Below are 23,186 nucleotides of genomic sequence, written 5' to 3'. Positions count from 1 at the left end.
AGTAGCTGGGCCAGGCTAGCTTGCACTTACCGGAGTCGGAAGTGTCGCGCGCAACATGAGACGTCGGAGGCGCCCGGATCGGCCTCGATGCCCGATTCAGTCGCGGTCGGCGTCGTCCATCGAGGCACTGAGGGCCATTCGGGCCCGCACTTCGCCGAGCGCTTCCTGGTATTCCGGCCGCGGGTCCATCGCCACCGCCATCTGCAGTTGCGTCTGTGCCTCGGCCAGGCGGCTCTGCCGCTGCAGCGCCTTGCCGAGCGCGAACCGCGCGTAGTGATCGGCCGGGTCGAGTTCGAGCACCCGGGTGAAGGCTGCCTCGGCCCGCTTGAGCTGGGCGGAGTTGAGATAGGCGCGCCCTGCGAGCAGCTGGACCGATGCGTCGTTCGGCTGGTTGGCCAGCACCGGCTCCAGCGCCTGCAGCGCATCGAGCGGACGGCTGCGGGAGATCAACATCTCGGCACGGCGGAACGACTCGAACAGGTCATCGGACGCAGGCTGACTCGTCATGGTCTCACCTAGGTTAGGCAACCGAGCCGCGATCTGCGAGGGGTTGACAGCGCCCGATCCCGGCATCCGCTAGGGGGCCAACAGGCGAACGGCCGATGACCTCGGGCGATCCGGGGAGCCCACCTCGCCGGGTTCGCGGACACCGCCCGTTAGGCTGGCCCACCGAATAGGGATCACTCGCTGGACGGGAGTACTGGTGGCGGTTATCGAGCAGGTCGGTGCACGCGAGATCCTCGATTCCCGGGGAAATCCGACCGTCGAGGTGGAGGTCGCCCTCGACGACGGCACCCTGGCCAGGGCGGCGGTGCCGTCGGGGGCGTCCACGGGCGAGCACGAGGCCGTCGAGCTCCGTGACGGTGACCCGCTGCGGTTCGGCGGCAAGGGCGTCGAGAAGGCCGTTGCGGCCGTGCTCGACGAGATCGGCCCGGAGCTGTCCGGGATGGAGGCCGTCGACCAGCGGCTGGTCGACCAGCGCCTCGTCGATCTGGACGGCACTCCCGACAAGTCCCGGCTGGGCGCCAACGCGCTGCTGGGCGTCTCGCTCGCGGTGGCCAAGGCGGCCGCGGAGTCGTCGGGCCTGGAGCTGTTCCGCTACGTCGGCGGCCCCAACGCCCACGTGCTGCCGGTGCCGATGATGAACATCATCAACGGTGGTGCCCACGCCGACAGCTCCGTCGACGTGCAGGAGTTCATGATCGCCCCGATCGGTGCCGACTCGTTCCGCGAGGCGCTGCGCTGGGGTGCCGAGGTCTACCAGTCCCTCAAGTCCGTGCTCAAGAGCAAGGGACTGGCCACCGGCCTTGGTGACGAGGGCGGCTTCGCCCCCGACCTGCCCGGCACCCGCGCCGCGCTCGACCTCATCGCCGAGGCCGTCGAGAAGACCGGTTACGTGCTGGGCCGCGACATCGGGCTCGCGCTCGACGTCGCCGCCACGGAGTTCCACTCCGACGGCGTCTACTCCTACGAGGGCAAGAAGCTCTCGGCCGCGGAGCTGTCGGCCGTCTACGCCGAGCTCGTGGGGGAGTACCCGCTGATCTCGATCGAGGACCCCCTGTCGGAGGACGACTGGGACGGCTGGGTCGCCCTCACCGAGGCGATCGGTGACCGCGTCCAGCTCGTGGGCGACGACCTGTTCGTCACCAACCCGGAGCGGCTCGACGACGGCATCAACCGCGGTGCGGCCAACGCGCTGCTGGTGAAGGTCAACCAGATCGGCACGCTGTCGGAGACGCTCGACGCCGTGACGCTCGCGCACTCGTCGGGCTACCGCTGCATGATGAGCCACCGCTCCGGCGAGACCGAGGACACCACGATCGCCGACCTGGCCGTCGCCACCGGCTGCGGCCAGATCAAGACCGGGGCCCCGGCCCGTTCGGAGCGGGTCGCCAAGTACAACCAGCTGCTGCGCATCGAGGAGGCTCTCGGCGACGCCGCCCGGTACGCGGGCGACCTGGCCTTCCCGCGGTTCACGGCGGGCTCCTGAGCATGAGCAGGTCCGCGAGCGGCTGCGGTCGCCGTCGCTGAGCGGAAACCGGGCGCGACGAACTCGGGGGTGGGAGACGCCATGGCGGAGGAGCGAGCGAAGCCGGGGGTCGGCCGGACGCGCCGCACCCCGCGTCAGCGTGGCAGCGGTACCGGAGCTTCCCGGCGCCGCGGCCGCGAGCCGCAGCTGACCCGCACGCGCACCCGTGGTGTCGTCGCCGCCACCACGGGCCTTCTCGGCCTGTCGTCCACCCGTCGGGCGGCGGTGCTGGCTGTCGTCGTGTGCGCGCTCGCGCTCACCGTCGCGGTGCCGTTGCGCAACTACGTGGCGCAGCGCCAGGAGCTGGCCAGCGTCAGCGAGCAGCAACGCGCGCTCGCCGCCGACGTCGCCGATCTCACCGAGCAGCGGGCCCGGCTCTCCGATCCCGCCGAGATCGCGTCGCAGGCCCGCTCGCGGCTCGGGTACGTCCAGCCGGGGGAGACGCCCTACGTCGTCCAGTTCCCGGCGGCACCCCCCGGTCCGGCGCCCGACGCCGCGACGGGTGTGCCGTGGTATCGCCAGCTCTGGCGCGAAGTCTCCGAAGGATCACCATGACGTCCCGCCCGACCACTCCCGCCGGTATCGCGCCCGCCGACGCCGCGGCCGTCGCGGCCCAGCTGGGCCGCCCGCCCCGGGCCGTCCGCGAGGTTGCCCACCGCTGCCCGTGCGGGCTGCCGTCGGTGGTGCAGACGGCGCCGCGGCTCGAGGACGGCACCCCGTTCCCCACGTTGTACTACCTGACGTGCTCGCGGCTGAACTCGCGCATCGGCACCATCGAGGCCGAGGGCCGGATGCGGGAGATGACCGAGCGCCTGGCCGCCGACCCCGAGCTGGCCGCGGCTTACCAGCGTGCGCACGAGTCCTACCTCGCCGAGCGGGACGCCATCGAGTCACTGGGCACGAAGGTCAGCGCGGGCGGGATGCCCGACCGCGTGAAGTGCCTCCACGTCCACGTCGCCCACGCGCTGGCGGCCGGCCCGGGCGTCAACCCGTTCGGTGACGAGACCCTCGCCGAGGTGGGGGAATGGTGGCGCGCGGGACCCTGCGCCTGCGCCGAGCAGCCCTGATTTCGCCACCCCGGCACGCTGATCTCGCCGATCCGACACGGTCCGGGCCGCGGCCGGCGTGCCGAGATCGCCGAATCACCGTGTCGAGAAGGCGAAACCAGCGTGTCGAGAAGGCGAAATCGTCAGTGCGGGGTGACGCGGGCGAGCAGGGCCTCGGAGTGCGCCTCCGCGGGCAGCGTGCCTGCCGTGCGCCAGGGGCCGTCGGGCAGGAAGCGGGAGCTCACGAACGCCGACGACACCTCGGTGGGCGCGTGGCGCAGCAGCAGGCTGCCCTGCAGGCACAGCGCGAGCATCTCGGCCAGCCGCCGGGCCCGGCGCGGCTCCCGGCTGCGCAGCTCGGTGCGCAACTCCCGCACGCCGCGGTCGAACCACGTGTCGGCCCCGGACGCGGCGTCGACCTCGGTCAGCACCGCGTCGACGGAGTCGGGCTCCTTGCCCACCGCCCGCAGCACGTCGAGCGCCGTGACGTTGCCCGAGCCCTCCCAGATCGAGTTGAGCGGGGCCTCGCGGTAGAGCCGCGGCATCCCCGAGTCCTCGACGAAACCGTTGCCGCCCAGGCACTCCAGCGCCTCGGCGACGACGGCGGGCGTGCGCTTGCAGACCAGGTACTTGGCAGCGGGCAGCGCGAGGCGCAGCAGCGCGTGCTCACCACGGTCGACGGCGCCGGCCAAGCGCATCGCCAGCGCGGTGGCGGCCTCGGACTCGAGCGCGAGATCGGCGACGACCGCCTGCATCAGCGGTGAATCGGCCAGCTTCGCGCCGAACGCGCTGCGGTGCGCGACGTGGTGGGCCGCCTCGCTCAGCGCCGCCCGCGTGATCGACGCCGAGCCGAGCACGCAGTCGAGCCTGGTCATCGACACCATCTCGATGATGGTGTGGACGCCGCGTCCCTCCTCACCCAGCCGCCAGCCCGTGGCCCCGGTGTACTCGACCTCAGCGGACGCGTTGGACCGGTTGCCGAGCTTGTCCTTGAGCCGCTGCAGGCGGATGGCGTTGCGGCTGCCGTCGGGCAGCACCCGCGGCAGCACGAAGCACGTGAGGCCGCCGGGGGCCTGCGCGAGCGTGAGGAACAGGTCGTTCATCGGGGCCGAGGTGAACCACTTGTGCCCGACGAGCCGGTAGGTGCCGTCGGCGTTCGGCCGGGCCTGCGTGGTGCCGGCGCGGACGTCGGAACCGCCCTGCTTCTCCGTCATGGACATGCCGGCGAGCAGCCCGGCCTTCGTGGACGGTTCGGCGAGCCCGAAGTCGTAGGTGGTGGCGCGCAGACCCGGCTCGTACGCCGCAGCCAGCGCGGCGTCCTGGCGGAGTGCGGGCACCGCCGCGTACGTCATCGACACCGGGCAGCAGTGCCCCGACTCCAGCTGCCCCATGAGGTAGAAGCCGGCCGCGCGGGCCACGTGCGCGCCCGATCCCGGCTCCGCCACCCACGGCGTGCCGTGCAGCCCCCAGCCGACCGACGTGCGCATCAGCCAGTGCCATGACGGGTGGAACTCGACCTCGTCGACGCGGTGGCCGTACCGGTCATGGGTGTGCAGCACCGGCGGGTTGGTGTCGGCGAGCCGCGCGTGCTCGCGCGCCGTGGCCGACGAGACGAGCGCGGCGAGCTGCCGGAGCGTGGGCAGCGCGTCGCCCGCTCCCTCCCGCCCGACGGCGTCGACGAGCGCCGGATCGCAGGCCATGAGGTCGGCGCCCGTGAGTGGTGGCGGCTGGTTCTCGACGGTGTGCGTGACGTCATCGGCGGTGGTGGGCGCCGGAGGCCGAGCCACCGGCGCCTCCGTGCGGGCCGCGGCGGCGGGCTCTGCCACCCGCGTGGCCGCGGTGGTGCGCCGCGGTTTGCGGGCCTGCTTGGGGATGGCCGCCGGAGCCTCGGGCGCCACCGGCTCGGCCGGGACGGGCCCGGCCGGACCCGCGGCGACGTCCGCCGCCCCGTCCTGGTCCTGCCCCCGCTGATCGACCACGCGATGAGGGTAGTACCCAGATGCACTCGTTCGTGGCTGTTCCGGCGGCATTCTCCCTCGTCGGGGCGGCCCCGATACGGTTGCGGCAGCCGCGATCCGACCCGCTGGAGGAGTACTACATGTCACGAGTGGCCGCCATCGACTGCGGGACGAACTCGATCCGGCTGCTCGTCGCCGACGTCACCACGAGCTTCGACGGCACGACGGCACTGCGCGATCTGCACCGCGAGCAGCGGGTCGTGCGCCTGGGTCAGGGCGTGGACGCGACCGGCGTGCTGGCCCCCGAGGCGCTGGAGCGCACCCGCGTCGCGCTCGTCGACTACGCCGTCGCGCTGCGCCGCAAGGGCACCGAGCGCGTGCGGATGGTGGCCACGAGCGCCACGCGTGACGCGAACAACCGCGACGACTTCTTCGGGATGGTGCGCGACACGCTGGGCGTGGACGCCGAGGTGATCTCCGGTGACGAGGAGGCCACGCTGTCGTTCGTCGGCGCGGTCGGCGACCTCGATCCCGACGACGGGCCGTTCGTCGTGGTCGACACGGGCGGCGGCTCCACCGAGCTCGTGGTCGGCGACCTCACCGACGGCAAGGCGACGGTCCGTTTCGCCCGTTCGGTCGACATCGGCAGCGTCCGCATCACCGAGCGCGTGCTGGCGGGAGACCCCCCGACGGCCGTGGAGGTGGCCCAGGCCCGGGAGCTGGCGTCGTCGGTGCTGGCCGAGGCGTTCGCCGCGGTCCCGATGGACGGCGTGCGCACCTGGGTGGGGGTGGCGGGCACGATCACCACGCTGTCGGCCTACGCGCAGGGGCTGCAGCGCTACGACTCCGACGCCGTGCACCTGTCGCGCCTGTCGGTCGACGACCTGCGCCGCATCGCCGACGAGCTGCTGGGCATGTCGCGCGCGGAGCGCGGCACCCACCCGGCCATCCACCCGGGCCGGATCGACGTCATCGGCGGTGGCGCGCTGATCGTCGACGTGCTGGCCCAGGAGCTGCGGGCCCGTGCGGGCATCGAGGAGCTGGTGATCAGCGAGCACGACATCCTGGACGGCATCGCGCGCTCGATCGCCTGATTCCTGTCGGTGCCGGTCCGTAGCGTCACCGGCGTGGATGTAGCACTCGCACCCTGGGCGGTCGACGACCTCGACCTGCTCCTGCAGTCCAACACGCCCGCGATGACCGAGCACCTGGGCGGCCCGGAGACCGAGGCGAAGGTGCTCGCGCGGCATCGGCGCTACCTCGCGCTCGACGACGCCGGCTGGATGTTCCGCATCGTCGCCGACGGCGCGCCCGCGGGCAGCATCGGGTTCTGGCACCAGGGCTGGAACAGCGGGCAGGTCTACGAGACCGGTTGGGCCGTCCTGCCCGCATTCCAGGGCCGTGGCCTCGCGGTCGCCGCTGCGCTGCAGGTCATCGCGCTGGCGCGGAAGCATGGCGACCATCGCCACCTGCACGCCTTCCCGTCGATCCACCACGGGGCGTCCAACGGGATCTGCCGCCGCGCCGGGTTCACGCTGCAGGGCGAGTGCGATGTCGAGTACCCGAAGGGGTCGCTCAAGCGGTGCAACGACTGGCGGGTCGACCTCAGTGTGGAGCCGTGACGAAACGTCGCGAGATCGGCCGACTGCGCGATCCGCGAAGGTTCGTGCACGTACATCATGTGCCCGGCCTCGTAGTAGCGGCGCTCGATGCGGTCGCGCAGCTCGTCGGGGATCGCCAGCTGCGCGAGCACCTGCTCGGCGGCGAAGTACGGCGTGGCCCCGTCGTGGTTGCCGAACCCGACGTGCACGCGCAGGTGCGGGTTGGCCCGCATCGCGGCGGCGAGCCGGGCCGTCGCGCTCACGGCCCGGCCCTCGACTGGGCGTAGGACCACGGCTGCACGCGTCCCGTCAGCACCTCGTAGGGCAGGTCGCTGGCGTAGCCGAGCGCGCCGCGCACGTGCTGGTGCAGCGCCGCGGCGTACGGGCCGGTGATCGCCGCGATGGAGGGGTCGTACGTGCCTGCCGCGCCCGTCGATGCGGCCCACGGTCCGGCCGGTGTCGCGCAGCAGCTCACAGAAGAACCGCTGGTGCTCGATGCGCAGCCGCACGCGTCGCACGTAGTCCTCGGTCAGGCCGCTCAGCGCGGCCAGCCGGGCTACCACGCGGTCCAGGTCGGTGGGCGCCAGCCGTGCACCCTGGGCCAGCGCCCACGGGTACTCGCCCGCGGCGAAGTCCTCGGCGTCGGCGCGCAGTTCGGGCAGCTCCCGGCCGGGGTGGCGGCTGTGGAAGTGCGCGATCGCGGCGTAGGTGGGCAGGAACAGGGGGTACGGGCGATCGTTGCCCTCTGTGAAGCGGATCGAGCCCATGTCCAGCACCGACGAGATGAGCATCAGGCCGTTGACGTACAGCCCATAGCGGTTCTGCAGGTGCTCGGCCAGCGCGGCGGCACGCAGCGTGCCGTACGACTCGCCCGCCAGGAACTTGGGCGATCCCCACCGCTGGTTGCGGGTGATCCAGAGCCGGATCACCTCGCCCACGGTGTCCACGTCGGCGGCGTAGCCGTGGAAGTCGGCGGGTCGCCCTCCCGCCACCGCACGCGAGTAGCCGGTGGACACCGGGTCGATGAACAGCAGGTCGGAGTAGGCGAGCAGCGACTCCGGGTTGTCCGTGAGGCCCCACGGCGGCGGTGTCAGCGCACCCGCGTCACCCATCACGACCCGGCGCGGGCCGAGCAGCCCGAGGCGCAGCCAGAGGCTCGACGATCCCGGCCCGCCGTTGAACGCCACCGTCAGCGGCCGCGTGGCCGTCGAACGTGCCGTCGCTGTGCTTCTCGTGCCGCAGCACGATGCGTCCGGCCTGCGCGGTGTAGGCGAGCTCGCCGCCGGGGGTGCGTAGCGTGTGCGACGTGGTGACGAGGTCGTCGGTGGGTGCGGGCCGATCGGGAGCCGGGGTGTCATCTGCCACGTTCACGACAGTAGGCGAACTCGACGCCGCGTTGATCGACTGTCGGGCGTGCCCCCGGCTCGTCGAGTGGCGGGAGCAGGTGGCGCGGGAGAAGCGGGCCGCGTTCCGCGACGAGACCTACTGGGGCCGTCCGGTACCCGGGCTCGGGCCCGTCGACGCGCGGCTGCTGATCGTCGGGCTCGCGCCGGCGGCGCACGGTGCCAACCGCACCGGCCGGATGTTCACCGGCGACCGCTCCGGCGACGTCCTGTTCGCGGCCCTGCACGCCGTCGGGCTGGCCAACCAGCCCACCGCCACGCACGCGGGCGACGGGCTGACGCTGCGCGGCACGCGGATCACGTCACCGGTGCACTGCGCCCCACCTGCCAACAAGCCGACCCCCGCCGAGCGGGCCACGTGCGGTGGCTGGCTGCGTGCCGAGCTGATGTTGCTCGCACCGCGCGCGGTGGTGGTGCTGGGCGCGTTCGGCTGGCAGGCGCTGCTGCCCGTGCTCGCCGATGCCGGCTGGGTGATCCCGCGGCCGCGGCCCCGGTTCGGCCACGGCGCGCACGTGGAGCTGGCGGGAGGCACCGGAAAGACCTTGCACCTGTTCGGCAGCTACCACGTCAGCCAACAGAATACCTTTACCGGCCGCCTCACCCCGGCCATGCTCGAGATCGTGCTACGCGCCGCGAGCGATGCGGCCGGATTGAGTTGAGCGTTCAGCTTTTTGGCGGTACCCAGATCGGTTGCAGGTAGTCAGCGTCACCCGCTGAAAATGCATGAAAGCCCCGTATCAGTGGGAACATTGAGGCATGGCGCGCAACGCGAGGATCGTGGTCGTCGGCGGGGGATACGTCGGGATGTACACGGCGCTGCGGCTGCAGAAGAAGCTGCGCCGCGGCGAGGCCGAAGTCACCGTGATCGACCCCCAGCCCCACATGACCTACCAGCCCTTCCTGCCTGAGGCGGCGGCCGGCTCGATCGAGCCCCGGCACGTGGTCGTTCCGCTGCGCAAGGTGCTGAAGAAGTGCCACCACCTCACAGGGCGGGTCACGAAGATCAACCATGCGACGCGTGAGGTCACCGTCGAACTGGCCGCGGGCAACGTCACCACGGTGAGCTACGAGGTGCTCGTGGTGGCCCCCGGATCGGTCGCGCGCACGCTGCCGATCCCCGGGCTCGCCGAGGTCGGTATCGCCTTCAAGACTGTCGGCGAGGCCATCTACCTGCGCAACCACGTGCTGTCGCGGCTCGACGCGGCGGCCACCACGATCGACCCGGAGCTGCGCCAGCGGCTGCTCACCTTCCTCGTCGTCGGTGGTGGCTACGCGGGCGTCGAGGCGCTCGCCGAGCTGCAGGACATGGCGGTCTACGCCACGCGCTACTACGAGAACATCGCGCCCGAGGACATGCGCTGGGTGCTGGTCGAGGCCGCCGGGCGGATCATGCCCGAGGTCGGACCGAAGATGGGCGTCTACACCGTCAAGCGGCTCCTCGACGTGGGCATCGAGGTCTACCTCGACACGCGGGTGAAGTCGATGGAGGGCGGCCACGTCGTCCTCGACGACGGCACCGAGTTCGACGCCGACACGATCGTCTGGACGGCGGGCGTCAAGCCCAACCCGATGCTCGACAACACCGATCTCCCGCGCGACGACCGCGGCCGGATCGAGTGCAGCTCGGCGCTGCAGGTCGAGGGCATGCCCGGGGTGTTCAGCGCTGGCGACTGCGCGTCGGTGCCCGACCTGTCCAAGGACGACCCGGCGGCGAAGACGAGCCCGTCGGCGCAGCACGCCGTGCGGCAGGCGAAGGTGCTCGCCGACAACATCGTCGCGCACCTGCGGGAGAAGCCGTTGGTGCCCTACAAGCACAGCTACGCCGGTTCGGTTGCGAGCCTGGGGTTGTACAAGGGCGTCGCGGAGATCTACGGCATCAAGCTGCGCGGCATCGTGGCGTGGTTCATGCACCGCACGTACCACGTCAGCCGGATGCCCACCTGGAACCGCCGCATCCGCATCGTCTTCGACTGGACCGGCGCGCTGATCCTGCAGCGCGAGGTGGTGTCCCTCGGGCAGATCAACGACCCGAAGGCCGACTTCAGCCGGGTCGCAGGCGGCCGCCCCCGGCCGCTGCCCACGTCGGTGGAAACGCCACCGGCCGAGCCGGCCACCACCACCCGTCCGGTGGCCTGAACCCACACGGCTGGTCTGCTCGGGTGCCCGCGGTCGTAAGATCGCGCGGCGCCCCCGTAGCCCAACCGGCAGAGGCAGGCCCCTTAAAAGGGTTCCAGTGTGGGTTCGAATCCCACCGGGGGCACCCGCGCCTGACATGCAAAATCGCTACCTGACCAGGCGTTACGTCGATCACGGGTGATCACTCCCTATCCGGTGCTCTCCGGTCGGCATCCGCTCACGTCGGCCGTCTGCCCCAAATACGCCCCGAAGTTCAGTCCTCGCGTAGCGCAGCGTCGATACGTCGACGGGCGGCGTCCTCCTGGCCGGACAGGCACTTGGCGTAGATCTGGAGCAGGACGGCGACGCTGTGCCCGGCCCACTCGGCTACCTGCGTTGGCGGGACGCCCGCGCCGAGCCACGTCGACACCGCCGCGTGTCGGAGGTCGTAGGGCCGCCGGGCCAGCGGAGACGCCGCTTCATCCGTCGACAGCGTGGCTTTCCGGGCTGTCCGCCAGACACGGCAGTAGGTGCTCTCGGCGAGCTGGCCCCCGCGCACGCCACTGAACAGCAGCCCGTCCGGACCGGTACTGATCGATTCCAAGTGCTTGTGCAGCAATGCAGTCAGGGCCGGAGGGGACGGGACCAGGCGGGTCTCACCGCGGGCACGGTGCTTGAGCTGACGCTCCTCCCGCCGACGACCGCTGTCGGTCCACGACGCGCCGGACTCGGGGGTCGACGACTCCAACAACAGCTCGCCCCAGCCGTCGGTGGGCAACAGCAGGTTGGTCTTGCGCAGCGTCGCCGCCTCGCCGGGCCGCAGCGCGGCGTAGTACATCGCCCCGAAGAACGCAGCCAGACGTGGGCCACTCGGCTTCACCGTCCCTACTGCATCGAGCAACGCGCGAGCCTGTGTCGGATTGACCACGACCCGCCGATCGACCGACTGCACGATCCGAGGTGCCTTCCACGCCAGCCCTGTGATCGGATTGGCCGCCAGGAGGCGCCGTTCGACCGCGTACTCGGCGAGGTTCACCAACACTCCGCGCTGCCGCTGCACCGTCGCAGGGGCCGAAGCTCCGCCGTCGATGTTCACCGTCATCGCGTCGAGGACGGCACGCGCGATCGCGGCGTTGTCGAGGTCCCCGACGTCGCGAGTGTTCCGTTCCAGCCACGTCAGGGCCTGCACGAGGTTGTCCGGGGGAGTCCCATTGGCGCTCGTCCGGAGATTGAATGCCCACGCCGTGAGAGCTTTTCGTAGCTCGGCATCGTTCGGACGTCCACGGCCGTCGGAGATCATCGCCATGGTGGCGCTGGTCAGCGCGTGCGCGGTGTTGCGTCGTGAGTTGGGCGCGAGCGTGGGCCACTTCACTGCCGCGTACTGCCGGGCGAACACCAGCCAGTTGATTTTTCGCTGGGCCCGGTCCATCGACATTGGTCGCCCGGACTCGATGACGAAGGCTTCACCCTGCCGCGCCGCACGAACCAGGTCCGATCGGAAGGCATCGGCCAGTGGCATCGTCAGGAACGACTCACCGTGCCGATGGCCGCCGACGACCCAGCGCACGCGGTAGCTCGTCGCTCGCGCCCCACGGTACGTCTCGATCTTCCAGACCTTGACGTCGTAGCTGGTCTCCATCAGGCCGCGTCCTCGTGCGCATCAAGCCAGCGGTCAAGCTCAGCCCGACGGATCCGCAGGTCACCGTTCGGGAGCTTGATGCAGCGCGGCGCCCGCTTCTTCGCCCTCCACTCGTAGAACGTCGAGCGCGAGATCCCGAGCTCAGCGCACAGCTCCGCCACTGTCAGCCGATCAGACCTGTTCACGCCGCCTCCACAGCAGTTGCCGAACGGTCGAGCGGGTCATCGCCGGTCGCGAGCTGTGCGGCGTCGTAGTCGGCCTTCCAGCGTTGTCGTTCGGAGATGGCGTGCAGGAGCAGCACCGGCCGGGTGGGGACGTCGGGGTCTCCGGCTTGGGTGCGTTCCCACTCGAACGGCCCGTCGTCGACGGCGTAGCCGGGCCGGACTCCGGCCTTGTCGAGCAGTTGCCGAACGAACGCGGCGCGTTCGGCGCGGTGATCGTCGAGGGTCTTGTTCGACCACTTCCGCGACACCAGGACACGGCGTCCGGCGATGCCGAGGTGCTCGGGCTTGTGCGCCTTGCCCTTGCACTGCCCCGGTGTCATCGACAGCCGCGCCCCCTTGGGCTGGATGCCGTAGCGCAGCCACACCCCACACGTCGGCGAGCACGGCGTGATCGCGAGTTCCGCGGTGAGCCGGCGGGCGTGCTCGCGTTGCCTGCCGGTGACGTCGTCCGTGAGCCCAGCGGCCTGGCCGACGCTCTTGGTCAGGTATTTGGTGAGGTACCCGACGTGTCGCCCGGCCTCTTCGGTGCCGCCGAGGATGCCCTTCACGTGCACCTGTGCCCCGAACACCGCCGTGTGGGCGGGCATCAGCAGGGTGTCGGGGTCGGTGGCCTCATCCCAGGTCGGTAGCGGCTCGCGGGTCTCGGGGTCGACGAAGCCTTTCGTGCGGTCGTCCCACCGCGGCATTGTGTTGCCGCTGTAGGTCTGGTGGTCGTGGGCGGGCCACCACACCTGGTGGTAGGTGGCGGCGGCGATCGCGCGCAGCTCGGCACGGGAGATGGATCCGCGGATCGCGGCGTGGAAGTGCGGAGCGCCGCGCTTCTGGGGTTCGACGGTGCCGAAGTACTGCACGTCCCACCCGACGCAGCGGCGGGTGTTCTGCCAGAACCGGTCGAGCAGGCGCGGAAAGTGGATCGCGTCCCGCGCGGCGCGGCGGTAGTCATAGCTACCCGGGTCGAGCGCGGCCCCGTTGCCGTCGACACGGCCGTAGGTGTCGAGGGTGAGCGTGAGGAAGGTCGAGGGCCGGTAGCGCCCGGCGAACACCTCCCCGACGGTGCGCTTCTCCACTGGCCGACGAGGCAGGTTCGGCGCATCCTGGCGACGTCGGGTCGAACGCTTCACCACCCGCCCGGGAGGGTCCAACGGAGCGAGCGGGCCGCGTACCCCGAGTCCGCGGATGTCCTCGTCGAGGAGTGTGACGAGGTCGCGGATCTCATCGCACAGTTCCTCGTCACCCTCGCCGCGAGCGCGGGTGTAGGCGGCGTGCAGGTCCGCCCGGGTGGCCATCGCCTCCTTCTGCGCCTGGTTCGGTTCGGTGTTCGGTGGGACGGGTTCTTCCTCGAGGTGCCAACCCTCGCGGCACTGGACCATCCGCAACCGGCGCGCCTTCTCCGAGCACGGGCGGCACACGTCCTCCCGGGTCGACCCGCACGGCACGGGTACGACGTCGACCCGACCGCTGGACAGGTCGATCCGGCGCATGGCCAACGGGCGCACGCACACGCCGTGGTCTTCGGCGAGCTGCCGGGCGACGTCCCCGGAGATCGCGAGGAGTGCCTTCTGTGCGCGGGTGAGCTGGTCCTGGTCCACGACGTCGGTGCTCATGCGACACCCCCGGCAGGCTGACCAACCGGGGCCGGGAGGGCGAGGAGCTTCCCAGCCTGTGCGGGCATGGTGGCGCCGGTGACGAACGTTTCGAGCTGCTTGATGACCTCGTCGGGCACCCACCCGGCCCGGACCCGCAGAGGTTCGCGGACTCCTTCGCCGAACAGGTAGCCGACCCCCGCTTCGGACTCGCCGATGCGGTTGGCCCAGGCGCCGCGGTCGTATGCGTGATCGCCGAGCACCATCGCCACGTGGGACTTGGAGGCGACGCGCAGGCAGATCTTGCGCGGGAACAGGTCACGGACCGGGACGGTGTCCTTCGTCGGTTCCTGGACGTAGCCACGCACGGTGAAGCCGAGCGCGCGGCCCTGGGTGTTGAGGACCGCGACCCGGTCGATCATCGCTTCGCGGGTCTTGCGGTCACCGACGTAGCGCATCAAGGCGCCGATCTCGTCGAACTCCAGCAGCTCCAACGGGAACTCCCGGGTGATCGGCATGTCGCGCAGCCGACCGGCGAACTCGGCCTTGCGCCGCTCCAACTCCTCGATCAGGTCATCCAGCAGCGCCACAGCGTCCTTCGACGACACCGCGTAGCGGCCGAAGATCCGACGCCCGTAGGCCAGCTCCATCCCCTTCGGGTCGATCCCCGACACCCGCACCAGCCCGTCACGGATCGCCGGAGCGAGCGAGACGATCGGCGACCACATCACCGAGTTCTTGCCCGCCCCGGTCGCCCCGGCGGTCAGGGTGTGACCACCCGCGAGTGGTTGATTCCAGTCGGTGCCGTACTCGGTGCGCCCGGACCACACCTTGCGCAGGTCGATGTGCTCGCCCTTGACCGCCGCCAACTCCGTGAGGTCCTGGCAGGTGACCAAGCTGGCCAGGCGGTCGCGGCGCTGGAAGTCGATCGACACCAGGTCCGGGCCCACCTCGCGTATCTGGCAGCGCGACACCCCGCGAGCCACCGCGAGTGCGCGCGTGGCCAGGTCGAAGTCCTCCGGGGTCTGCCCAGGAACCAGCCGGACCCGGACCTCGTCCCAGCTGGGACCGGCACGCACCCCAACGATCTTCGGGAGCTGGTCCGGTCGAGCCTTCACCCTCGGCTGCACCGCGGAGCGCCGGAACAGGTTCACGTTCACCGTCACCGGCTGGCCCCGATCCGGCACGGTCAACCCGCACGCACGCAGCCACCGGGGCATCCGCCGGGCGTAGACCATCCAGCGCTGCCACCACGCCCGTACCCAGCGTCCGGCCCACGGCTCGAACGTCCCGCGATCAACCACCCGCCACAGCAGCAGCGCGACTGTGACCGCCCCGACCGTGATCACGAGCGACGGCCAGCCCAGCCACGACAGCCAGGCCATGGCCGCGACGCTGGTCAAGGTGGTGCGCCAGTGTCGGACCGCCCATCGGCCGAGCCACCACACGCTCTTGACCAGCAGCCACGCGGTCACGAACACCACCGCCGCAGCGGCGAGCGCTTCCAGGACCTTGGTCAGCATCTGCCCGATCTTGTGCAGCACCCACAGCGCGCCCACGCCACCACCGAGAAGTAGCACCAGCTGTGCCTCGGTCATCACGCCACCTCCCGCGCAGTCGAGTCAGCGGCCCAGCGCTGATGGGCGGCCTGGCGGGTCACGCCGAGCCGCGAGGCGATCTCGCCCCACGAGTAGCCGGCGGCCCGCAGACCGGTCACGGCATCGGTGATCGCGGCGTCGAGCGTGGAAGCCAGCGCCGCGAGAGCAGGCAGGGCGTCCACGTCACCGGAGGCCACGCGGCGTCCTGCGGCCCGTACGACACGGCGGGAGAATGCGGTGAAGGCGTCGTTCTCCACGACCCGCCCCGGCCCGTCGGGTGTCAACCGGGCCTTGACGGTCGATCCGCTGGTGAGGCTCATGCCGCCACCGCCCCGAGCTCCGTGCGCGTCGCCGCGTAGAGGGCCGTGCGCTCCTGCGGGGTCATCCCGGCCGTGACTCCCCAGCGGCGTGCCGGGTCCTCCCCGGCCATCACGTCAACCGCGCAGGAGGTGCGGACCGGGCAGCCAGCGCACACCCGCTTCGCGACCAGCACGGCAGGTGCGTCCGGACGCAGGTCGACCGGGTAGAAGACCTCCGGGTCCACCTCGGCGCACACCGCGGAGAGGCGCCAGTCCCGCCCGTCCGGGGTTGTGGTGATCATGCCGTCACCCCCAGCTCGTGCCAGTTCGACAGGGCACCCGCCGCGTCGGAGGTGGGGCGGTCCTCGAACCGGGCGAACCAGTCCGCCGATGCGTCCCGCCAGAACCGCGCGCTGCCCCGGTCCTGTACGGCGGCCATCAACGCCGTGGTGCGGTAGATCCGGTACGGGCTGCCCGCACGGCGGGTCAGGCGAGCCAGGACGATCCACCACCCGGCCCGGCGGGCGTGGATCAGCGCGAGCCGCTCCGCCCGGAACGCGTGCTCGATCTCGCAGGTGTGCGGCATCGCCAGGGCGGCGCGGCGGTACTCGTCGCAGGCGTCGATAGCGAAGGTGATGCGTGCCAGGGCAGCAGTGTGCTCAGCGTCGGTCAGCATTACGCTCGGTGTCCTTCCGGAACTCGGATTCCTTGCCAGGAGCTGGGGTTGGGGAGATCAGGAGGGGAGCCCGGTTGCCGCCGTGCTCCCCTCCGCTCAGCAGGCATCACTCAAGCGGCCTCCGCTGAACTCGTGCGCGGCGTCGGCTTGGCCGAACCCACCTGCGGGGCACGCATCCCCGACGCGCGCAGGCTGTAGGCGATCCGCGGACGCCCGCCGCCGTTCTCGTTGAGGTAGGGCGTGATCGTCAGGCCGTCGAACTCCACCGGACGGAACGGCATCCCCGCGATTGCCTCCGGCGGGATCGGCTGATGCGGAGCCGAGATCTTCACCGTCAGCGTCTTGGCGTCCTTGCGTGCCTCCGGGTCGGGATCCAGCACCGACACCGACCACACGAGCAGCCCCGACTCCTTGTCCACCGCCTGCACCGGCCGCTCACGCGTGGACTTCTCGAAGTCGCGGACCGGCTCCACCTCCGACACCACGTAGGCCCCGTGCGGGAACACGTCTCCGTGGCTGACCTTGAACCGCGTACTGATCGCCATCTGCGACTGACCTCCATCGTCGGGCGCTTGGGACCCGATCTAGCGCGGCAGTGTTACCGCTAGCTCTATTAGGCCATCATGCACGCGACATGTCAATAGAACCACCTCTATCTGCCACTCATGCCTCTACTGACCGGTACCGCTACCGTTATCGGAGATGCCAGGAGGTGGCCATGGGGACGACCGGATACCGGGAACTGGCCGGGATCCTGCGCGAGGCGATTCAGCAGGGGCAGTACACGCCGGGCGCGACCCTGCCCAAGCAGGAAGAGCTGGCCAGCCAGTACGACGTCAACGTCAAGACCGTGCGCACCGCCGTGGCACTGCTCGAAGCCGAGGGGCTCGTGACACCGATCCGGCGGCGCGGAACCGTCGTGCGGCAGCGGCCGCCGATGCGACGGCTCGGGGTGGACCGCTACAGCAAGCAGAAGTGGAAGTTCGGCGATGTCGTCGCGTTCGCGGCAGACCGCGAGGCCTCCGGCCGGGCATGGAAGCCAACCGACCAGACACAGACTGTGGCGCAGGTCGAAGCTGACCCCGAGATCGCCGAGGCCTTCGGCGTCGAGCCGGGATCACCGGTCTACGAACGCGCGCGGCTCGTGACAGACGACGGCCAGCCGACCCACACGCTCACCAGCTACTACCTGCCCGAGCACGTGGAGAACACGCCACTCGTCGACCCCACGCCAGGACCGGCGGGACGGGGCGGCGGCTTCGCAGTCCTCACCCTGCAGGGTCTCGAACCCGATCACATGACCGAGTCGTTCCACTCCAGGATGCCCACGCCCGACGAGATCGCCCAACTGGACCTTCCCGCAGGCGAACCCGTGATGATCCTGCAGCGCCGCACCTACACAGCCGACGGAACCCTCGTCGAGGTCGCACGCGGAGTCCACGCCGCATCCCGGTTCTCCTGGACCTACTCGTTCGACATTCCGGACTGAGGAGCGAGCTATGCCAGTCGCCACGCTGCCCGACGAGTACCGCGCCGACATCGCCACGCTGTGGGACTTCAACCAGATGCACCACGAGCTGCACCCGGTCGACCTCGGCATCGGACTGGGCAGCCACGACCTCGGCGTGGCCACCTACGCCGCCGAGCTCTACCACCGAGGCATGTTCCCGAGGATCGCGTTCACCGGCGCCAACGCACCCACAACCGTGGAACGATTCCCCCGCGGCGAAGCCGTCCACTACCGCGAGCACGCACTCACCCTCGACGTTCCCGACGACGCCATCCTCGTCGAACCGCGAGCCACACACACCGGCGAGAACATCGACTTCACCCGCGAACTCACCGACGCGGCAGGCCTGACCGTCGGCTCCATCATGCTGATCTCACGGCCCTACCAACAGCGCCGCGCCTACGCGATGTGCCGCCTCCGCTGGCCCGAGGTCGAAGTCATTTGCGCGTCCCAGCGCACGCCACTCGACGACTATGTCGCGGGCATTGGCGACCCGGACCGCGTCATCAACATGCTGGTCGGCGACACCCAACGCGTCTGGGTCTATGCCGAGAACGGATGGTCGATTGACCAGGATGTGCCCGCCAGTGTGCGCACGGCATATGACCATCTCGTCGCCGCTGGCTTCACTCAGCGCGTCATCTCGGCGATCAGTTGATGTGGCAAACTGTATTTTGTAAGATAGTCCGCATTTTCTCTGCAAATCTTCGCAAGGAAGTATTGTCAATGCCGACGGATGAGACAATTGACCCTTCCCGGCTGACGGCGTGGCTCGCTTCGGTAACGATTGAAGGCTCGCCGGACCCGGTTCGGGTGGTTCTCGACGGCCGAGAAGGCCAGGTTGTGTACGTGCGGCAGGTGGATCCGTGTGACCACGACGTAGAGCGGGTTCCGATTTATGAAGGCGATCAGCTGGTCGTCATGACGGCGCTTTCGCACGCTTCGGTGAACACGGCCGAAGAGGCAGGTGAGAGTGACGAGATGATTCTGGCCAAGCGCATTGTCCCGGTTCGTCGCGAGCCAGGCCACGTATTCGTGCGGACTCTCGCTCACGGCGAAGCGGACGATGGCCGGAGGGTCCATGTCCGACCGGGCGATGACGTAACCATTGAGCCGGGTGCATTATCCGTTGAGATAGCTGCTCTGGATGCGCACGAAGCGGCGATGAGTGAGGGAGCGCGTTACGTTCCGTTGACTCCGATGCTCGGTTCATGGTTCGCGATTGGATCGCATGATCAAGATAAGGCGAGGTACTTGTCTGCGGCTGCTCGACGGCTTGATGCCGCGCGCACGCTGCTTGACCGGGTCGAGGAGCTGAGATCCTCGCTGGAGGACCCTTCGACGCTGACGGCGGCCAAGCGCCGTCGCGTCGCGCTAGACCTAATTCGAACTGTCGAAATCACGATTGTGACAGTCGGTAGGGTATCGCATATGATTGATAAGGCTGCCAAAATAGCAAAGATTCCGACGCCGGTGTCGCCTGTGATCACGAGCAGTCACGCTGCAATTAAGGAAATTCGAGACGCGTACGAACACATAGAAGAGCGCGCGGTTGGTAAGTCATTCGGAAAGGTTGATCCCTCTGCGCTTCAAATCTTTGACTACCAGGACCTTATTCTGCACGACAAAATCTCGTACGGCGTGCACGTGCTCGACCTGAAGCAGGAGCTTCCAGGGTTCATCGATGCGGCTCGGAATTTCATCGTGGATGCTGCAGGCGACGTTTGAACTGGACGAGGGCAAGGTGGACGAGGACTTGTCTGGTCCCAGCTGATGGTTGACGTTTGGCTCTCACCTGATCCTTGACGTTCGGGCTAGGAAACTGAGGGTGTGCGGGGTTTCTGGGCTTTCCAGCTGCGGACCGGTTGGTTGGTGGTCCGGCGGAAGGTGCGGCGTCCGCCGTCGAGGAAGTCGACGGTGATGGTGTGTTCGGCGACGTGGGCGGTGACGACAGTGTGGGCATGCGCCCGGCCGAGCGCGAGCTTCTGCCCGACGACCATCACGACACCGCTGTTGGACGCCCGTCGTTGGACGGTCACCGGCTCGACCGCGGGCCGGGGCGGCGCGCCTGCTGGTCGGGCCCCGCGCAGCTTCCGCGCCTGCTCATAGGTGAGCGGATTGGGTCGGGTGCGCAGCAGCTCGCGGGTCTCAGGGTCGAAGAACATCAGCGTGTTCCTCGATCCGGATGCTGACCCGGCGTCCGCCGAGGATCTCCGCAGCCAGGATGGCCCGCTGCCCCAGTGACACGAGGCCGTCTTTGCTGACGGTGCGGTCGACCTCCAGAGCGGTCCCGGCCGGTTCGGTCGGCGGCAACGGGGACGGCCCGGCCGGGCGGCCGCCGGAAGCAGCGAGCGCGGCGAGGTCGTTCGCGGAGAGGTGGGAGCGGACGGTCTTGATCCGCGCCCCGGCCACCAAGAGGTGGATCAGTTCGTGGTCGGCCCAGAAGGTGACCGTGATCCCGGCGCGGACCGGGCCCAGCCAGAACTGCTTGCCCGCGACCCCCAGGTTCCCCGAAGCGGGAACGACCCGTTCGAACTCCACCGCCCCGCCCCGATAGACCGACTGCGCGGGCGCGGCGTCACCGTCCTCGCGCAGCGGCGCGACTGGCTCGACCGGGCGGGCCGGCGGTGCAGCTCCAGCGGGTTCGACCGGTGCGGGGTCGGGCTCCAGGATCGCGGGGACCCGCAGCGGCAGCAGCTGTTCTGCGTCGGCTCGGTGGGTCTGACCTGCAGCGAACCGGTCGACGGGAGAGTCCATGTCCAGGGAGCGGTGCGGCCGGTCGAGGTTGTAGGTGGTGACCCAGGTGTCGAGCGCCGCCTGCGCGGCGAGCACCGAGCCGAACGGTTCGGCGTGATCGAGCCATTCCCGGCGCAGGGTCTGATGGAACCGCTCCACCTTCCCCGTCGTGGTCGGGGAGGCCGGCTGGGTGAGGCGGTGGGTGATGCCGTTGTCGCGACAGATCCGGTCGAACAACACCTCTCCTCCCTTCCCGAAGCGGTCGGTGAACTGCTTGCCGTTGTCGGTCAGGACCTCATCGGGGATGCCGTAGCGGCGCATCGCCTCGACGAACGCCAGGCAGACCGCCCGCCCGGTCGCCCGGGTCACGACCGAGGCGATCACAGTGAACCGGGAATGGTCATCCACCCCGGTCACGATCTTGGCCTCGGTGAGGTTCCCTGCGCCGTCGACCAGCATGACTCCGCCGACGATGTCGAGCTGCCACAACGCCATCGGTGTCTCGCGTTCCCACCGCAGGTAGTCCTCTCGGCGACGTTTGCGCCGGCGCGGGTCGATCAGGCCGTTGCGGACCAGGATCCGGTGCACCGAGTTCCGCGACGGCACCACCACCTCAGGGCGGGCCAGTAGTCGGGCGATCTCGTGGACGATGCGGTGCGCGCCCCACCCGGGGTGTTCCCGGCGGATCTCACACACCCACGCCTCCATCTCCGCAGACGTCTGGTGCGGACACGCCTGCGGGCGATGCGAGCGGTCGACCAACCCCGCCAGCCCGTCCGCGGCATACCGGACACACCAGGAGTGCACCGACTGGCGCGACACCCCGAACTGGGCGGCCACATCGGTCTTCGTCTCACCGCGCTGCACAGCCAGCACGGCGCGGTAGCGCTGCTCGACAACGGTCATGTCCACCAGGGCCAATCCCGGCCTCCCACCCACGCCGTCCACCAGGACGAGGAGCAGGAAAGCCGATCAGGCCCGAACGTCAAGCATCAGGTGAGACCGCAACGTCAAGCATCAACCGGGACCGGACAAGGTGGACGAGGACTACGCTGCCGAATCTGCCTCTATGAGATCAAGGCGCCGCCTCCGGCGGCGCGGGCCGGCCACGCCGGCCCCCGACGACCACCCCTCTACCTCCGGCCCGGGGTGGCCGTCGGGGGTCGGCCACCCGGCCTGGCCATCGAGGTGGCGAGATTCAGAGTCTATATTCCGGCACACGGCACAGTCAGGTCTTATTGCGGTCCTGGGAAGGACAAGTACGGGGCGTCACCATCCTCGACCAGTGATAGCCGGTCGAAGTTCTCGTCCATCTGGACGAAGCCTTGTTTGGCCAACTCAAACAAGGTGGCCGAAGTGTCGGTCGATTGATCAACTGTCACGTTGAGTACCAGAGCGTTGAGCGCCATTGATGCGAACGATGTCCATCCGGCTGCCTCGTCGTCGGAGGACAGTCCAGAGCACACGACTCCGCATACGTACGTAGAGTCACCGGCAAATACTGGACCACCGCTCATCCCTGGGTCAAACCGAGCGTCGCTCTCAAAGGCTGGGAATGGAATCATCACGCGATCTCGTCCGCCAGGGAAGACTTGGGTTACAAAGCCATGTGACGCGTGGAACGCTTGATCCGTGGTTACCTTGCGGAGTGCATCTGAGTTCTCGTGCGACTGAATCGTCATCCGCGTGTAGCCGAGGCCCAAAACGGCAGTTCCGATGGGTGGCACGCGAGTGTCCAGCCCGACAATTGGGAAGGTGACAGGTTGGCCACCTTCGAGCAGCTGTCGCGGGTGCAGTATCGCTACATCGTGGTTGTCATTGACATAAAACTGATTCACCGGTAGTTGTCCACCTAGTAGGTCCGGAACGTCCTCGTATCCTGCTCCCGATTTGATCCATATCAAGGCGATCCAGGAGTTTGGCTCACTCTGGCAAATTCTTATCGCCTCTTCGACTACGTGCTTTGCAGAAACGAACAGTCCTGTCGGTGACACGTTGAATGCGGTACCAACCAAGGTAATAGTTGATTCTCGCATCACAACGACGGGAAAGATTGCGCTCTGCAGCACGTTGATTGGCAGCTCGTGGAACTGGCCGTCTGATACGTCGATAAAGTCCAGCGGATCAAAGTCTCGTCCCACTGTCATGCCTCCCATGTCCCGACGACGATGCCCGACCCCCGAACACGCCAAAGCCCAATGATGGACCCGTGGTGGCGCGAGGTGGGCGCGGCATCCGGCAAGTGTGCAGGGCCTGCCCGACCATATCGATGAGTTGCGGCGCGGCCTTCACACGTCCGCCTACTGACTGAGGGTTACGGAGGGAGGCTGGTCCCTCGACCGTCGATCGTCCACGCCGTGCCGACCGCGTCAAGGGCGGCTGCGCCGTCGCTGCGCGATGCCTGCGGCCCCCTTGACCCAGCCGACACGACGAGGAGAGCGGCCTGTACGAGGGGGAGCCGGAGGGGAGTAGGCACCCGGGGCGAGCGGACTGGGCGGGCGGCGCGTGGGAGTGTCAAGGTTGGGTTGACAATGGATCGCTGGAGGTCAGACCGACTGTCCGTGTGCCGAATACGCGCCAAAGTTCCGAACGAAGCGATCTTGGCGGCCGGGTAGCGGCAGGTCGCGAGCATGATCACGACGGGGGAGTGCCCCCACTTAAAAGGGTTCCAGTGTGGGTTCGACTCCCACCGGGGGCACATGTCGCCGACTCGTGAAGGCTGACCCCCTGACGGCGCCGGAAAACTGACCCCTCTGAACGCTCGAGGGG

Annotated in this window: 23 protein-coding genes, 1 tRNA gene and 1 pseudogene; 11 read left to right on the top strand and 14 right to left on the bottom strand. The window is 69.3% G+C overall.

Annotation, left to right across the window (positions count from 1 at the left end; genetic code table 11):
- Positions 1–96: 96 nt before the first annotated feature.
- Entirely contained in the window at positions 97–507 is a 411-nt protein-coding gene (locus tag ACFPFQ_RS19595) for a tetratricopeptide repeat protein (RefSeq protein WP_379620809.1), read from the bottom strand.
- Positions 508–703: 196 nt separating this feature from the next.
- Here ACFPFQ_RS19595 and eno point away from each other — a divergent pair, with 196 nt between their 5' ends.
- From eno to ACFPFQ_RS19580, 3 genes are all read left to right on the top strand, one after another.
- A complete protein-coding gene (gene eno / locus ACFPFQ_RS19590) occupies positions 704–1,990 on the top strand; it encodes a phosphopyruvate hydratase (RefSeq protein WP_379620808.1) in 1,287 nt (428 codons plus the stop codon).
- Positions 1,991–2,071: 81 nt separating this feature from the next.
- Positions 2,072–2,584 (top strand): septum formation initiator family protein, encoded by a 513-nt coding sequence (locus ACFPFQ_RS19585; protein WP_379620806.1) that lies wholly within the window; start codon positions 2,072–2,074, stop codon positions 2,582–2,584.
- Complete coding sequence (locus ACFPFQ_RS19580; RefSeq protein ID WP_379620804.1) at positions 2,581–3,096, top strand: DUF501 domain-containing protein; 516 nt, start codon at positions 2,581–2,583, stop codon at positions 3,094–3,096. Before ACFPFQ_RS19585 ends, ACFPFQ_RS19580 begins: the two co-directional genes overlap by 4 nt.
- A 122-nt stretch (positions 3,097–3,218) precedes the next feature.
- Here the strand turns inward: ACFPFQ_RS19580 and ACFPFQ_RS19575 are convergent, their stop codons facing one another.
- Entirely contained in the window at positions 3,219–4,862 is a 1,644-nt protein-coding gene (locus ACFPFQ_RS19575) for an acyl-CoA dehydrogenase family protein (protein ID WP_379620908.1), read from the bottom strand.
- Positions 4,863–5,173: 311 nt separating this feature from the next.
- Here ACFPFQ_RS19575 and ACFPFQ_RS19570 point away from each other — a divergent pair, with 311 nt between their 5' ends.
- Together ACFPFQ_RS19570 and ACFPFQ_RS19565 are read left to right on the top strand one after the other, a co-directional pair.
- Positions 5,174–6,127, top strand: a complete 954-nt coding sequence (locus tag ACFPFQ_RS19570; RefSeq protein WP_379620802.1) for an exopolyphosphatase — start codon at positions 5,174–5,176, stop codon at positions 6,125–6,127.
- Between the two features lie 102 nt (positions 6,128–6,229).
- Positions 6,230–6,655: a GNAT family N-acetyltransferase gene (locus tag ACFPFQ_RS19565; RefSeq protein WP_379620906.1), complete on the top strand. Its 426-nt coding sequence runs from the start codon at positions 6,230–6,232 to the stop codon at positions 6,653–6,655.
- Here the strand turns inward: ACFPFQ_RS19565 and ACFPFQ_RS19560 are convergent.
- A pseudogene (locus ACFPFQ_RS19560) lies at positions 6,637–7,999 on the bottom strand (S10 family peptidase); the annotation flags it as partial. The gene ACFPFQ_RS19565 and the pseudogene ACFPFQ_RS19560 sit on opposite strands and share 19 nt — an antisense overlap.
- Here ACFPFQ_RS19560 and ACFPFQ_RS19555 point away from each other — a divergent pair.
- From ACFPFQ_RS19555 to ACFPFQ_RS19545, 3 genes are all read left to right on the top strand, one after another.
- Positions 7,986–8,696 carry a uracil-DNA glycosylase gene (locus tag ACFPFQ_RS19555; RefSeq protein ID WP_379620800.1) on the top strand — a complete coding sequence of 237 codons (711 nt, stop codon included), beginning with the start codon at positions 7,986–7,988 and terminating at the stop codon, positions 8,694–8,696. The pseudogene ACFPFQ_RS19560 and the gene ACFPFQ_RS19555 overlap by 14 nt on opposite strands.
- A 97-nt stretch (positions 8,697–8,793) precedes the next feature.
- Positions 8,794–10,173: an NAD(P)/FAD-dependent oxidoreductase gene (locus ACFPFQ_RS19550; RefSeq protein ID WP_379620798.1), complete on the top strand. Its 1,380-nt coding sequence runs from the start codon at positions 8,794–8,796 to the stop codon at positions 10,171–10,173.
- A gap of 50 nt (positions 10,174–10,223) precedes the next feature.
- Positions 10,224–10,297 (top strand) — tRNA-Leu (locus tag ACFPFQ_RS19545).
- A 129-nt stretch (positions 10,298–10,426) separates the two neighbouring features.
- On the opposite strand, the gene ACFPFQ_RS19540 is transcribed toward ACFPFQ_RS19545, so the two are convergent.
- The 8 genes from ACFPFQ_RS19540 to ACFPFQ_RS19505 form a co-directional block, all read right to left on the bottom strand.
- On the bottom strand, positions 10,427–11,791 hold the full coding sequence (locus tag ACFPFQ_RS19540) for a tyrosine-type recombinase/integrase (protein ID WP_379620796.1): 1,365 nt from the start codon (positions 11,789–11,791) through the stop codon (positions 10,427–10,429).
- Entirely contained in the window at positions 11,791–11,976 is a 186-nt protein-coding gene (locus ACFPFQ_RS19535; protein WP_379620795.1) for a helix-turn-helix transcriptional regulator, read from the bottom strand. Before ACFPFQ_RS19535 ends, ACFPFQ_RS19540 begins: the two co-directional genes overlap by 1 nt.
- On the bottom strand, positions 11,973–13,619 hold the full coding sequence (locus ACFPFQ_RS19530) for a replication initiator (RefSeq protein ID WP_379620793.1): 1,647 nt from the start codon (positions 13,617–13,619) through the stop codon (positions 11,973–11,975). Before ACFPFQ_RS19530 ends, ACFPFQ_RS19535 begins: the two co-directional genes overlap by 4 nt.
- On the bottom strand, positions 13,616–15,196 hold the full coding sequence (locus ACFPFQ_RS19525; RefSeq protein ID WP_379620791.1) for an FtsK/SpoIIIE domain-containing protein: 1,581 nt from the start codon (positions 15,194–15,196) through the stop codon (positions 13,616–13,618). The genes ACFPFQ_RS19530 and ACFPFQ_RS19525 overlap by 4 nt, the downstream gene beginning before the upstream one ends.
- A complete protein-coding gene (locus ACFPFQ_RS19520) occupies positions 15,196–15,516 on the bottom strand; it encodes a hypothetical protein (protein ID WP_379620789.1) in 321 nt (106 codons plus the stop codon). The genes ACFPFQ_RS19525 and ACFPFQ_RS19520 overlap by 1 nt, the downstream gene beginning before the upstream one ends.
- Complete coding sequence (locus ACFPFQ_RS19515; protein ID WP_379620787.1) at positions 15,513–15,797, bottom strand: WhiB family transcriptional regulator; 285 nt, start codon at positions 15,795–15,797, stop codon at positions 15,513–15,515. Before ACFPFQ_RS19515 ends, ACFPFQ_RS19520 begins: the two co-directional genes overlap by 4 nt.
- Positions 15,794–16,171: a hypothetical protein gene (locus ACFPFQ_RS19510; RefSeq protein WP_379620786.1), complete on the bottom strand. Its 378-nt coding sequence runs from the start codon at positions 16,169–16,171 to the stop codon at positions 15,794–15,796. Before ACFPFQ_RS19510 ends, ACFPFQ_RS19515 begins: the two co-directional genes overlap by 4 nt.
- A 110-nt stretch (positions 16,172–16,281) precedes the next feature.
- Positions 16,282–16,716: a plasmid replication, integration and excision activator gene (locus ACFPFQ_RS19505; protein WP_379620784.1), complete on the bottom strand. Its 435-nt coding sequence runs from the start codon at positions 16,714–16,716 to the stop codon at positions 16,282–16,284.
- Between the two features lie 173 nt (positions 16,717–16,889).
- On the opposite strand from ACFPFQ_RS19505, the gene ACFPFQ_RS19500 reads away from it, so the two are divergent.
- The 3 genes from ACFPFQ_RS19500 (at position 16,890) to ACFPFQ_RS19490 (ending at position 19,409) form a co-directional block, all read left to right on the top strand.
- Entirely contained in the window at positions 16,890–17,660 is a 771-nt protein-coding gene (locus tag ACFPFQ_RS19500) for a GntR family transcriptional regulator (RefSeq protein WP_379620782.1), read from the top strand.
- Positions 17,661–17,670: 10 nt separating this feature from the next.
- Positions 17,671–18,339 (top strand): YdcF family protein, encoded by a 669-nt coding sequence (locus ACFPFQ_RS19495; RefSeq protein ID WP_379620780.1) that lies wholly within the window; start codon positions 17,671–17,673, stop codon positions 18,337–18,339.
- A 68-nt stretch (positions 18,340–18,407) separates the two neighbouring features.
- The gene (locus tag ACFPFQ_RS19490) at positions 18,408–19,409 is read left to right on the top strand and encodes a hypothetical protein (RefSeq protein ID WP_379620778.1); all 1,002 of its coding nucleotides are present in this window, start codon (positions 18,408–18,410) and stop codon (positions 19,407–19,409) included.
- Between the two features lie 86 nt (positions 19,410–19,495).
- Here ACFPFQ_RS19490 and ACFPFQ_RS19485 read toward each other — a convergent pair whose 3' ends face one another.
- The 3 genes from ACFPFQ_RS19485 to ACFPFQ_RS19475 all read right to left on the bottom strand — a co-directional run bounded on the left by ACFPFQ_RS19485 (position 19,496) and on the right by ACFPFQ_RS19475 (position 22,573).
- Positions 19,496–19,846 (bottom strand): hypothetical protein, encoded by a 351-nt coding sequence (locus ACFPFQ_RS19485; protein WP_379620776.1) that lies wholly within the window; start codon positions 19,844–19,846, stop codon positions 19,496–19,498.
- On the bottom strand, positions 19,830–21,323 hold the full coding sequence (locus ACFPFQ_RS19480) for an IS481 family transposase (RefSeq protein ID WP_379620774.1): 1,494 nt from the start codon (positions 21,321–21,323) through the stop codon (positions 19,830–19,832). The genes ACFPFQ_RS19485 and ACFPFQ_RS19480 overlap by 17 nt, the downstream gene beginning before the upstream one ends.
- A gap of 329 nt (positions 21,324–21,652) precedes the next feature.
- A complete protein-coding gene (locus ACFPFQ_RS19475) occupies positions 21,653–22,573 on the bottom strand; it encodes a S1 family peptidase (protein WP_379620772.1) in 921 nt (306 codons plus the stop codon).
- Positions 22,574–23,186: the final 613 nt, after the last annotated feature.

The sequence above is a fragment of the Pseudonocardia sp. GCM10023141 genome (assembly GCF_042653605.1).
Note: the sequence above shows the minus strand (reverse complement) of the source record. Positions and strands in the feature narration are given on the sequence as shown.

Bases quoted from the DNA above. Each gene is read 5' to 3' on its own strand.
- ACFPFQ_RS19550 (WP_379620798.1), top strand. From the start codon at position 8,794: ATGGCGCGCAACGCGAGGATCGTGGTCGTCGGCGGGGGATACGTCGGG.
- ACFPFQ_RS19585 (WP_379620806.1), top strand. From the start codon at position 2,072: ATGGCGGAGGAGCGAGCGAAGCCGGGGGTCGGCCGGACGCGCCGCACC.
- ACFPFQ_RS19565 (WP_379620906.1), top strand. From the start codon at position 6,230: ATGACCGAGCACCTGGGCGGCCCGGAGACCGAGGCGAAGGTGCTCGCG.
- ACFPFQ_RS19495 (WP_379620780.1), top strand. From the start codon at position 17,671: ATGCCAGTCGCCACGCTGCCCGACGAGTACCGCGCCGACATCGCCACG.
- ACFPFQ_RS19490 (WP_379620778.1), top strand. From the start codon at position 18,408: ATGCCGACGGATGAGACAATTGACCCTTCCCGGCTGACGGCGTGGCTC.
- ACFPFQ_RS19485 (WP_379620776.1), bottom strand. From the start codon at position 19,846: ATGTTCTTCGACCCTGAGACCCGCGAGCTGCTGCGCACCCGACCCAAT.
- ACFPFQ_RS19500 (WP_379620782.1), top strand. From the start codon at position 16,890: ATGGGGACGACCGGATACCGGGAACTGGCCGGGATCCTGCGCGAGGCG.
- ACFPFQ_RS19570 (WP_379620802.1), top strand. From the start codon at position 5,174: ATGTCACGAGTGGCCGCCATCGACTGCGGGACGAACTCGATCCGGCTG.
- ACFPFQ_RS19580 (WP_379620804.1), top strand. From the start codon at position 2,581: ATGACGTCCCGCCCGACCACTCCCGCCGGTATCGCGCCCGCCGACGCC.
- ACFPFQ_RS19525 (WP_379620791.1), bottom strand. From the start codon at position 15,196: ATGACCGAGGCACAGCTGGTGCTACTTCTCGGTGGTGGCGTGGGCGCG.
- ACFPFQ_RS19475 (WP_379620772.1), bottom strand. From the start codon at position 22,573: ATGGGAGGCATGACAGTGGGACGAGACTTTGATCCGCTGGACTTTATC.
- ACFPFQ_RS19520 (WP_379620789.1), bottom strand. From the start codon at position 15,516: ATGAGCCTCACCAGCGGATCGACCGTCAAGGCCCGGTTGACACCCGAC.
- ACFPFQ_RS19480 (WP_379620774.1), bottom strand. From the start codon at position 21,323: ATGACCGTTGTCGAGCAGCGCTACCGCGCCGTGCTGGCTGTGCAGCGC.
- ACFPFQ_RS19530 (WP_379620793.1), bottom strand. From the start codon at position 13,619: ATGAGCACCGACGTCGTGGACCAGGACCAGCTCACCCGCGCACAGAAG.
- ACFPFQ_RS19595 (WP_379620809.1), bottom strand. From the start codon at position 507: ATGACGAGTCAGCCTGCGTCCGATGACCTGTTCGAGTCGTTCCGCCGT.
- ACFPFQ_RS19540 (WP_379620796.1), bottom strand. From the start codon at position 11,791: ATGGAGACCAGCTACGACGTCAAGGTCTGGAAGATCGAGACGTACCGT.
- ACFPFQ_RS19510 (WP_379620786.1), bottom strand. From the start codon at position 16,171: ATGCTGACCGACGCTGAGCACACTGCTGCCCTGGCACGCATCACCTTC.
- ACFPFQ_RS19505 (WP_379620784.1), bottom strand. From the start codon at position 16,716: ATGGCGATCAGTACGCGGTTCAAGGTCAGCCACGGAGACGTGTTCCCG.
- ACFPFQ_RS19515 (WP_379620787.1), bottom strand. From the start codon at position 15,797: ATGATCACCACAACCCCGGACGGGCGGGACTGGCGCCTCTCCGCGGTG.